Genomic DNA, 12317 nt, shown 5'->3' with positions numbered 1-12317 from the left:
TAAATTTTTATTCAGGCATAAGTTATTCTTGATTTTATTCATCCTATTGTTTTCAATGCGGTCTGCATCTGCCGTTATAATCAATTATGGTAAAGCTGGAAAAATAGACTATAACCTTAAAACCGGCACTTTCCAGGTTTTAAATGGCACTACGCAACTGTTATCAAATGGTTTTTCTCAGGCAGGGTATCAGAAAAAGATACTCAGTTCAACAGATTACCGGCAAATTAGCTACACCAAAATGGCTATCAAAGATGGTTTTGGAAATGGATTTAAACATGTTTTCCTGTTGAAACAAGCTGGTTTGCCTAATATGCAGCAGGTTTTTTATACCTATTCAGGTCTGGATTATTTTATGATTGGCCTTACTTTACAAGGCGTTAATTTATCCATCAACCACATGGTGCCTTTAAGCGGAAATTTAACCGACCGGGAGGTTTCAGACATACCCACCAGTTTATTCGTGCCGTTTGATAACGATACCTTTATTTCTTACCATGCTGTTCCACTGAAGGCCAATACCAGCAATCCGAGTGCAGAGGTTACCGCTTTATACCACGATCAATCCAGAAATGGTTTTATCATCGGATCTATAGAACACAGCAACTGGAAAACAGGCATCATTACCGCCGCAGATAGCGACAAAAAAATAGCTATACAGGCCATTTGTGGTTATACCGAAGAAAACATCACCCGGGATAAAATTGAACATGGTTATTTAAAAGGCAATTCGATCAGTTCTGCGAAGGTATTTTTTGGTGCTTTTGCCGATTGGCGTTCGGGCATGGAAAACTATGCAAAGGCTAACCGCATAGCAGAACCGCCTCTTGTTTTTAAAAGGAAAGCCGGAACTCCTGTAGGCTGGAACAGTTGGGGGGTAATGCAAGAGAAAATAACACTCGAAAAGGCCAATCAGGTAGTCGATTTTTTTGCTGATAGCCTAAAAACCTTCAGAAGTGGTGGTGTGGCTTATATCGACCTCGATTCTTATTGGGATAACCTGTTAAAAGGAGGCTTAACAGGCGACTACTCCAAATTAAAAGCCTTTGCTGATTATGCAAAATCGAAAGGATTAAAACCCGGAATTTATTGGGCACCTTTTGTTGACTGGGGATTTGCCGGAGGCGGCAACCGCAAGGCAGAAGGCAGCAATTATACATTTGGCGAAATGTGGACCAAGGTTGGCTCAGGTTACCACGATATAGATGGTGCAAGGGCCTTAGATCCAACACATCCGGGTACTCAGCAACGCATGGCTGCCGTTATCAAAAAGTTTAAGGAATGTGGTTTTGAAATGATTAAAATCGACTTTTTAGGTCACGCAGCAATAGAATCCGATCATTTTTACGATTCCAGAATTACCACCGGAATGCAGGCTTATAAAGCAGGCATGGAATTTTTATTAAAACAATTGGATCATAAAATGCTCGTTTATGCAGCCATATCGCCAAGTTTAGCTTCCGCACGATATATACATATGCGCAGAATAGCCTGCGATGCTTTTAAATCGATAAAAGATACAGAGTATACTTTAAACGGCCTGAGCAACGGCTGGTGGCAAACCTATCTCTACGATTATATCGATGCCGACCATGTGGTATTCTCTGATCAATCTGATGGGGAAAATACGGCTAGATTTCTATCCGCAATCGTTACAGGGACTTGCATCAATGGCGATGATTTTTCCAAACAAGGAAAATGGAGCAGTACCGCTCAGCGTTTATTGAACAATACCGAAATTCTTCAGGTGTTACAGGATGGAAAAGCTTTTGTTCCGGTAGAAGGGAACAGGGCTAAACTGGCCTCACAGCTTTTTGTAAAACAGGTTGGAAATGTAAAATACCTGGCCATATTTAATTATAACGATGAAACAAAACCTTTTAAGTTAGATTTTTCGAGGATTGGTTTAAATAAAGATGAGGTGTACAGTGCCCAAAATTTACTCACACAGAAAACAGAAGATTTAAAAAACAACCAGGCCCTGAATTTAGCCGGAAAAGATGCCACTATGATTAAAATAACACTTAAAAAATAAACTTATATCAACTACTACCGATAAACATTACCCGATTAACATTGAAAACACAAATGAACAAATCAGATCTAATTGCAGGTTACATGAAACATGGGGCATTAGCCCTTGCCGTTTCACTTTTTACCATCGGCAATATTAAAGCCCAAAGTATCATCCCCATCGAAACCGCGCATCATGCTTTGGTGCTACAGGCCAATGCCAAAAAAGATGTAAACACCATATTTTTTGGAAAAAAACTGGCTAACAAAGAAGAATATGCCCAGGTTACCGCACAATATAAACAGACTGAAGATTATACCGGACAGCTCAATTCGGTGTATACGCCTTCAGGATCAAGAAACCTGGTCGAACCCGCCATTAGCGTTACCCATGCCGATGGTAATAACTCGCTTGATCTGAAATACGTTGATCATACGGTTACTGCTATTGATGATAATGTAAGTTTAATAAAGATCAGATTAAAAGATCCCGTTTATAATTTTGAGGTAAGCCTGTTCTATAAATCTTTTTACAAACAGGATGTGATAGAACAATGGACAGAGATTAAACATAGCGAAAAGGGAACTGTGGTGCTGCATAAATATGCCTCAGCCAATCTGCATTTAAAATCACCGCGTTTTTGGCTAAACCAGTATCATGGCGATTGGGCTAAAGAAATGCAACCTGAACAAAGTGAAATCACCCATGGTATTAAAACATTAGATAGCAAATTGGGTACGAGGGCAAATTTATTTCAACCTTCGGTTTTTATGATTTCGTTAGATAAACCAGCAGAAGAAAATGAAGGCAGTGTTTTGTATGGGGCGATGGAATGGAGCGGTAATTTCAAGATCGATCTTGAACTGGATTACCAGGATAACCTCCGCATTATTGCCGGAATGAACAATTATGCCTCTCCTTATAGTTTAAAAGCTGGTGAAGTTTTTACAACCCCTGCTTTTTTATATACTTTTTCTGATCAGGGAAAAGGCGATGCCAGCAGAAAATTGCAAGATTGGGCACGTAACTATAAAATATTAGATGGAAAAGGCAGCAGGTTAACCCTTTTAAATAACTGGGAGGCCACCTATTTCGATTTTAATGAGCAAAAGCTGGCCGATTTATTAAAAGATACCAAAAAACTAGGTGTCGATTTCTTTTTGCTTGATGATGGTTGGTTCGGAAACAAATATCCGCGTAACGATGATCATGCCGGACTTGGCGATTGGCAGGAGAATAAGAAGAAATTGCCAAACGGAATAGCTTCTTTGGTAAAAGAGGCCGATAACGTAGGAACCAGATTCGGAATATGGATAGAACCGGAAATGGTTAACCCTAAAAGTGAACTTTATGAAAAACATCCTGACTGGGTGGTGAAACAGCCTAACAGACCTGAATACTATTTCAGGAACCAATTAGAACTCGACTTGAGCAATCCAAAAGTACAGGATTTTGTTTTTGGTGTGGTGGATGGCCTGTTTAATAAAAATCCGAAACTGGCTTATATTAAATGGGATTGTAATGCGGTCATTTACAACGCATACACCGCGCACTTAAAAAATCAATCTCATTTTTACATCGATTATGTAAGGGGATTGTATAGTGTATTGCAAAGAATTCGTGCAAAATACCCAACGGTACCCATGATGTTATGTTCTGGTGGAGGCGGCAGGGTAGATTATGCTGCCTTACAGTATTTTACAGAGTTTTGGCCGAGCGATAATACCGACCCATTAGAGCGCATATTTATGCAATGGGAGTACTCTTATTTTTATCCGGCCATCAGCAGTGCTAACCATGTAACCGACTGGGGAAAACAACCTATTAAATTCCGTACTGATGTAGCCATGATGGGCAAATTGGGTTTTGATATCGTGGTAAGCAAACTGCCTGAAAAGGAACTTCAATTCTGCCAGGAGGCCATTAAAAACTATAATGATGTAAAACAAACGATCTGGCAAGGCGAACAATACCGGTTAGCCAATCCCCGTAGCGGCAACATTGCATCGATGTTATATGTAAATGCAGAAAAAACTGAAGCTGTTATTTTTAATTACCTGGTGAACTACCGGTATGGCGAAAACAGTAAATATCCGATTAAACTGAATGGTTTAGATGCAGCGAAGAAATACCAGATTAAAGAAATCAACCTTTATCCAGGTACAAAATCATCGATAGATGCTACTAAAACCTATACGGGTGATTTCTTAATGAAAGTGGGTTTTAACCCCAATCTTAATACCACAAGGACCAGTGTGGTGCTAAAATTAGAAGAGGTGAAGTAATATGGTATTCGTCATTTCGACTGAAGTGTAGCGAAATGGAGAAATCTAATTAATGGTTTCTCCATTTTTTTTGCACAGCCCCCGGTAGAGCGATCGTCATTGCGAGGAGGAACGACGAAGCAATCTTTCCAGCTAGCCATCCTTGCTAGAAAGATTGCTTCCCCGAAAGGTCGGGACAAGCTGTTGGCTGAAAAAGCCTTCGCGCAATGACGGAATATGATTTTCGGGTATGTGTCTCACATAGCACCTTTGTCAAATCACGTCAGTCAAATACGTAAAATTTACCCTGTAGATCCTTCAACTCCGCTCAGGATGACAAATGAGGGCTATATACAACTCATTGATTGACCGACTTTGGACTACTGACTTCCGACTAAGGACTCTTTACCAAACTAATCCTCTTCTTCACTTCCATTCATAAAAGCACGCGGGCTTTTTCCAAACTGTTTTTTAAACTCCCTGCTAAAATATTTTGGATCGTTAAAGCCAACCTGATAGGCTACTTCATAAATGGTAAATCTATTTTGTTTAAACAGTTCCATCGCTTTCTTTAAACGTATCGATTTAACAAAATCATTTACGGAAAGGTTGGTGAGGTTTCTGATTTTTTTATACAAAACAGGCCTGCTCATCCCAACCATCGAAGCCAGTTCAGATACCCCAAAATCTTCATCAGTAATGTGTTCGTCAATGTATTTTAACAGTTTTAACATAAAAGCTTCGTCAATAGCATTAATGGTGAGCTCTTTTGGCTGTAAATGAATGTGTTTCAGGAATTTTTGACGCATTACCTGTCTTGACATCAGTAAATTACGCACATTCAGCAAAAGCAATTCAGGACTGAAAGGCTTGGTGATATAAGCATCAGCGCCGGTTTCCAGGCCACTCACCTGGTGGATATGTGAGGAGCGGGCAGTAAGGATAATAACCGGGATGTGGCTGGTCCGCTCATCTTCCTTAAGCCTGCGGCAAAGTTCAATACCATCCATTATGGGCATCATGATGTCACAGATAATCAGGTCGGGCAGTGTTTCTACAGCCGTTTCCCAACCCATTAATCCATTTTCACTTTCTGCTACGAGGTAATGTCCGCCAATGAGTGATGCGATTAATTGCCTGATTTCACTATTATCTTCCACCACCAATATGGTTTCGGTAGAAAGATCAGTTTCTTTTTCAGGTTTTGAAATGGTTAACTCTTTTTCGGGCTGTTGTGTGTAGATATTGGGGTGGGTAGGATAATCTTTTGCCCCATCAAAAATCGCTGTTTTAAAATGCGATTTTCCTTTCTTTAACCTCACCGTAAAATTGGTGAAACCACGCTCACCATTTTCAGCAGGTGTACTTTCTACGGCAATATGTCCTTTATGTTCCTCAACTATCGCTTTAGAAAGTGCCAAACCTATTCCTGACCCGATTTGGTTGGAGTGCTGCTCATCTACCTGGAAATAATCGCTAAAAAGATTTTTTAAACTTTCTGCAGGTATACCCAGTCCGTTATCTGCAATGCTAATCGCCACTTCATTATCCATATCCACGAGCGTGACAGAAATTTTACCACCTTTATCGCAGAATTTAAATGCATTTGATAACAGGTTGAACAATACTTTTTCGAGCTGCCTTTTATCAAAAAACAGACTGATGTTTTCCTGCCCGCGTACAAATTCGTATTGTATGTCATTTGTCTGTGCAAGATGAGAGAAGGAAATGAAAATTTCGTTGATGAAATCGACGATATTATCTTCCGTAACGTGTAGGGTAAGATGCCCGGTTTCAGCCTTTCTGAAATCCATTAATTCGGTAATAAGCCGCATTAACCTGTTGGCATTATTTTTTATCGGAATAATCTGCCGGTTGAGTTCCGTATCGGTTTGATATTGTTTGGAAAGATTTTCTAAGGGACCCAGAATTAGGGTAAGCGGCGTTCTGATTTCGTGGGCCACATAGGTAAAGAAATTCAGTTTCATTTTCTGGATGTCTTCTGTCCGTTTAAGTAAAGCACGAACAAAAAGATAACGTACAATTAAAAACAGTAAACCCGAGAAGAAGGCCAGATAAATTAGATACGCCCACCAGGTAGCCCAGAAGGGTGGAAGCACGGTGATTTTAAGGCTCGCAGGTTTGTTGCCCGGATTGCCATCGTTATTATTTCCGGTTACGATAAAGGTATAATTGCCGGCCGGAAGATCGCTATACGTAACACTTGGTACATCGGTTTTTACCCAATCTTTACTATGGCCTTTCAGGATATAACGGTAACTGTTTTTTTCTGGTTTAATGTAGTTTAATAAGGCGAAATCGAGGCTAAAATTATTGTTGTCGTGTTTAAACGTTATCTGTTTGATGCTTTTGATATCTTCATTCAACAGCCCGTCGGGAGCATTTACCGCCACTGGTTTATCGAACAGTTTGAGTTCGGTAAACGTGATTGGCGCAACATTCCGATTGCTATTTATATCAATCTGGCTGGGATAAAAGGCGGTTAAACCATCGTAACCACCGAAAAACAATTCACCACGACTATCTTTTAAAAACGAACGGATATTAAAATCATTACCGGCAAGCCCGTCGCTTTTGGTATAATTAATAAATCTCCCTGTTTTGGTAATCAATTTAGAAAGTCCCTTATCAGTACTAATCCACAGGTTGTTTTCTTCATCTTCAATGATGCCCAATACATTACTGTTTGGCAGGCCATCTTTTTCGTTGTAATTCTTGAATTTTCTACTTTTATTATCGAAAATACTTAAACCTCCAAATGAAGTTCCAACGCAAATATTTCCATTCTGGATTTGAACAATACAATTAATATGATCGGAATTTAAACTTCCTGGTTTGGTTTTATTCTTATAATAGGCTGTAATCCTTTTAGTGGCTGGGTGATAAGCATATAATCCGGCCATCGTTCCGATCCATAGATTTTTGGCCTTATCTTCAAATATAACCTGAATATATTTGTTTCTCAGGTTCTGCTCTAAAGGACTTTTAACCGTTGTAGCGGCGTAAAGGCCATTTGTTTTTTTTAGTGTCGATAATCCATCCCTTGAGCCTACCCAAACCATACCATAGCTATCTTCAGTTATTGCAATGACTTCTGAACCCCCGGGGTTGTTTTTTTTATTTTTAACATTGATTATTTTCTTGAAATTATGACCTGCGGCATTAAACAGGTATAAACCACCGCGGTGTGTACCCACCAGTAGCTGCCCGGTTTTATCGAGGCACAGGGTTTTAATTAAGTTGGAGTTGAGGCCGTTGTTGCTGTTTGGCTCTAATTTATAATAGGTAAAGGTATGGTTGCTTCTGTTTACGTAATTTAAACCACCACCTTCGGTACCAATCCACAGGTTATGGTTTTGATCCTCGACCATAGCACTCACAATATCGCTGCTCAAACCTTGCCGTGTCTTCGAATTTCTAAAAACGGTAAAGGGTGTTGCAGAGGGGTAAACCACATTTGCACCTTTGTAATAAGTCCCCAAATAAACTGAGCCGTTAAGATCCTGGAAAATACTATGGATAGAATTCTGGCTCAATCCGTCTGGTTGCTCCGGATCGTAACGGTAATTGCTAAATTTCCGGGTATTTGGATCGAGGATACTCAACCCTTCCTGTGTGCCAATCCAAATGTTGCCTACTTTATCGCAGGTGAGTTTCCTGATATCGTTATTAATGATCGAATTTGGATCCGTAGCACTGGTCTGATAGCGTTTAAAGGTTTTGTGTTCGTAATCGAATAGGTTTAAGCCGTTATAGGTACCTAACCAAAGCCGCTTTTGTTTATCGATTACGATACTTTTTACGGCATTAGAACTGATGCTGTTCTGATTGTTGGGATTATGCCTGAAAATCTCAAAGTGGTATTTACCCTTAACCTGATAAATACGTACTAAACCATTATAAGTACCTACCCAAAGGTTTTGTTTTTCGTCTTTAAAAATTGAAAAAATACAGTTGAGTGCAGATTTATAATTGGGTTTATCGAAAAGAAATTTCTTGAAAATCTGCTTTTCGGCATCGATAACCAGGTTGAGGCCGTTATATGTGCCTACCCAGATATTTTTTTGAGGATCTTCATATATACATTCTACCGAATCGCAGCTAAAAGAATTTGCAGAGCTCCGTTTATTGATGCGATAAAAATGATCGTTTTTATCATTGTAAATATTCAGTCCGTTTTCTGTACCTACCCACAATCTTCCTTTGCTATCACTCAATAGCGTGTTAATTACATTATCTGAAAGGCTGTTGAGGTTATCGGAGCTATTGTTGTAAATTTTAAAACGGTAGCCATCATAGCGGTTTAACCCATGTCTGGTACCCATCCAGATAAACTGGTTTTTGTCTTGCGTTATGGCCATCACCGAATTTTGCGACAAACCATTTTCCATCCTGAGGTGGTTAAAAACAAGATGCTTCTGGGCACACAAAGTGGTGCAAATAAAAAGCATTGGGAAAAACCATAAAGCGATTAAACGCAGTTTCATAAAATTAAGCTAGTTTTTTGGCCATCTTATCGCTATGGAAGAATAGCCTTTGATGTATTTCCTTTAAATATAGTGCGAACTTATTAAAATATTAAAGGATTACGGTTTTTCTACCCTTTCATTTACAATTTTCGACCTTTTTTAGGGAATAATGCGCCAGTTTTGGTTTAACGAAATTGAGCTAACTATTCCACAATAACCAGTGGCACAGAAACTATCGATTAAATAAACTGACCAAACCAGAGGATATGAAGAAAAGCTAACCACACCAACTAAAGTACAGTCTATTCACGACTTTAAATTGAATAATTCAAATCAGCTAATCAAAAGATAACCAAACCATGAAACTTATCCCTAACCAATGGGGCAATATGCCGTTTTGCATATACCCGCTTTTCCGTTTGCTATTCGCAGGAAACGAATCAAAATTTCTAATACCTATGCTTAAGGCATAAATACAATCCATTATCAATAGAATAAATGTGAGTAAATGCTCACCATTAATGCAGTATGCAGTAATCATGCTGGCTATCAGTATGCGGAATGATTAAAATTTTCGCGCAGCATGGAGAGTCATTGCCTTCTGCATAATAAAATTATAAACAAAATAAATTATTTTAAATGAGCGGAACTTATACTTCGATTATAAAGCGGATGACGCTGTTTGGGGTGCTGTTATTCTTGGCAAACAGTGTTGATGTTTTGGCATTCCCAAACCTTACCAATTCAAGCAAGAAATTTCAGGTGCCCTCGCCGGCCAAAAAAAATAGTAAACAAATTCCCAACGATTCATTATCGAATTTGAGAGATTCTCTGAGAAACAAACTCAGGAATTCTGTAGCCGTAACTTTGCCAGATCATGATGTTCCGCTTTTATTTGGAACGCAGAAAAATGTAAAAAGAATTCAATCTTCGGCTACTTTAAGTGGAGAAGAGCTAAAGAGTTTTCCTACACCACAGGTTGGTTTAATGTTGTACGGGAAACTGCCAGGTTTGTACGTGGTTCAAAATAATTTCCAGTTGGGTTCTGACGAACCTGCTATATCGCTAAGGGGAAGAACGCCTTTGGTTGTAATTGATGGCGTACCACGTTCGTATCTCAGTATCGATCCTGAGCAAATAGAAAGTATTTCAGTCATAAAAGATGCACTGGGAACTGCGCTATATGGCATGAAAGCCGCTGACGGGATGTTATTGATCACGACCAAACGCGGTGCAAATATGCCTAAGCAAATTACCTTCACCAGTCAGTACGGTATTCAGGAGCAAATTGAACGACCTAAATTTCTGGATGCATTTAATTATGCTACCTTATTTAATGAGGCGCTGGCAAACGACGGGCGTCAAGCCATTTATACAGCAGCTGATTTAGATAAGTATAAAAATGGTACAAATCCTTTTACGCACCCCAATGTAAACTGGACTGATGAAATTTTAAAAGCTACCGCCCCTGTGAGCAGACAAAACCTTAACTTAAGAGGTGGAAGCAACAAGGTAAGGTATTTTGTAGACCTTGATTACCTGAGCCAAAGTGGTTTTTTAGTTACCGATCCTTCCATCAATACCTATGAAACGAACAATAGTTTTAAGCGGTATTCTTTTAGAAGTAATATCGATGTTGATTTAACCAATAGTACTACGCTCAGTTTAAGCTTGTTTGGAAGAATAAGAAATAGCAATCAACCCGGATCTACAATAGCTAGTATTTATAGCACATTGTTAACCACGCCCAATAATGCCTATCCGAAATTTAACGAAAACGGCTCGCTTGGGGGAAACACCGAGTTTCAAAATAACCTGTATGGTATGTCGATAAAATCGGGATACAGGCCATCGGTCAATAGAAATTTAGGGGCAGATGTATCATTAATGCAAAAGCTCGATACTTTTTTGCCTGGTTTGTATGCTAGTGGCGCAATATCTTTCAATTCTTACTATAACGAAAACATTAACAGAAGTAAATCTTTTGCAGTGTATTCGCCGGTAGTAAATCCTGTTACAAACCAAACGAGCTATAAAACAATAGGGGGCGATGGTACGCAGTCGAATAGTTCTTCTCCAACAGATTTAAACCAGCAGATATTTTCCCGTTTTGATCTGGGCTATGATAAAACAATCGATAAAAATAACTTTAAAGCCCAATTGTTATTTATCAGAGACAGTTACGTTTTGGGTGGCGCTTTATCGCAGGTTAATCAATCGCTGGGCGGAAGGTTTAATTACGATTACGATAATAAGTATTTATTGGAGCTGGCCACTTCGTACATGGGTTACGACCGTTATAAAGCGGGAGACCAGTGGGGCTTCTTTCCATCAGTTGGTTTAGGATGGAACATCGCCAACGAAAGTTTTTTTGCCAATTTAAAAAACACAGTTAATTCATTAAAACTGAGAACCTCATACGGTTTAACCGCTACAAATGCGGCCGCGGGATATTTCCTATATCTGCAAAACTTTGATAATGGCGATACCTTTTACAGCAGAAATCCGCTAACCACTTCAAGTACAAAAGATGAAGGACCGCTGGCTAACCCAAATATTACCTGGGAGAAAGCCAAGAAATTTAATATCGGCTTAGATGTTTCGATGTTAAAGGATAAAGTATGGTTAACCGCCGATTATTATAAGAACAGTTATTACGATCTGTTGCAAACCAGGAGAACAAATGCAAGTGCAGTAATTGGAGCTGTTTTGCCGCCTGAAAATATAGGTAAAAACCAATATTCGGGTGTTGAGCTGGCGCTTGGCTATCAAAATCAGATCAACAACTTCAGGTATTTTATTACTGCCAATGGTTCGTGGAGCGCAAGCAAAGTGATTTTTAATGATGAGCCTTTTAGAAAAAATGCTTACGAATACAGAACCGGTCAACCTGTAGGGCAAACTTTTGGTTATGTGGCTGATGGTTTTTACAACAATACAGCAGAAATTAACAGCGGACCAAAGGTTGATGGCTACCTCCCGGTTCCGGGCGATTTAAAATATAAGGATTTAAATAACGATGGCATCATCAACACTTATGATATGACCGCGATCGGCAGTACCAAACCTGTTTTCTTTTATGGTTTAACAGGTGGGATCAATTATAAAGGATTGGATTTTTCATTCACCTTAAATGGTACAGCAAACAGAAATGTGTATTTCAACTTTATCAATTTTGCATCAACCGGTGCAGCCGGTGGATATGGACAAGCCTTAGAAAGTAGCTTGTTAAGATGGACACCTGCTACCGCTTCGCAGGCAGAATACCCACGTTTAAGTGTTGGCAATAACCCAAATAATAGCCAGGTTTCTTCTTTCTGGGTGAAAAACGGCAACTATTTAAGATTAAGAAATGTAGAAATAGGTTACAGTTTACCTGGCCGCCTGATCAAATTAATCGGCTTGACCAATGTAAGAGTATTTGCCAATGGTCTTAACCTGTTAACCGCTACAACCTTGGATGGGGTAGATCCGGAAGTGTTGATCGGAAATGTGCCCAATCAGCGGATATTCAATTTTGGTGTTAACCTTCAGTTTTAAATCTTGATT

4 protein-coding genes are annotated in these 12317 nt (G+C 39.3%); 3 read left to right on the top strand and 1 reads right to left on the bottom strand.

The annotated features are described in order from the left end of the window. Positions 1-55 precede the first annotated feature (55 nt). Positions 56-2035, top strand: a complete 1980-nt coding sequence (locus tag AC04QZ_RS04575) for an alpha-galactosidase (protein ID WP_478356757.1) — start codon at positions 56-58, stop codon at positions 2033-2035. Between the two features lie 53 nt (positions 2036-2088). After that, the gene (locus tag AC04QZ_RS04570) at positions 2089-4299 is read left to right on the top strand and encodes an alpha-galactosidase (protein ID WP_478356756.1); all 2211 of its coding nucleotides are present in this window, start codon (positions 2089-2091) and stop codon (positions 4297-4299) included. 392 nt (positions 4300-4691) lie between these two features. Here AC04QZ_RS04570 and AC04QZ_RS04565 read toward each other — a convergent pair whose 3' ends face one another. After that, a complete protein-coding gene (locus AC04QZ_RS04565) occupies positions 4692-8690 on the bottom strand; it encodes a hybrid sensor histidine kinase/response regulator transcription factor (RefSeq protein ID WP_478356755.1) in 3999 nt (1332 codons plus the stop codon). 717 nt (positions 8691-9407) lie between these two features. Between AC04QZ_RS04565 and AC04QZ_RS04560 the strand changes: the two genes are divergently transcribed. Then, positions 9408-12308: a SusC/RagA family TonB-linked outer membrane protein gene (locus AC04QZ_RS04560; RefSeq protein WP_478356754.1), complete on the top strand. Its 2901-nt coding sequence runs from the start codon at positions 9408-9410 to the stop codon at positions 12306-12308. Positions 12309-12317 lie beyond the last annotated feature (9 nt).

The organism is Pedobacter folensis, from assembly GCF_056490665.1.
The sequence above is the reverse complement of the archived record's forward strand: the minus strand, read 5'-3'. Positions and strand labels throughout refer to the sequence as shown.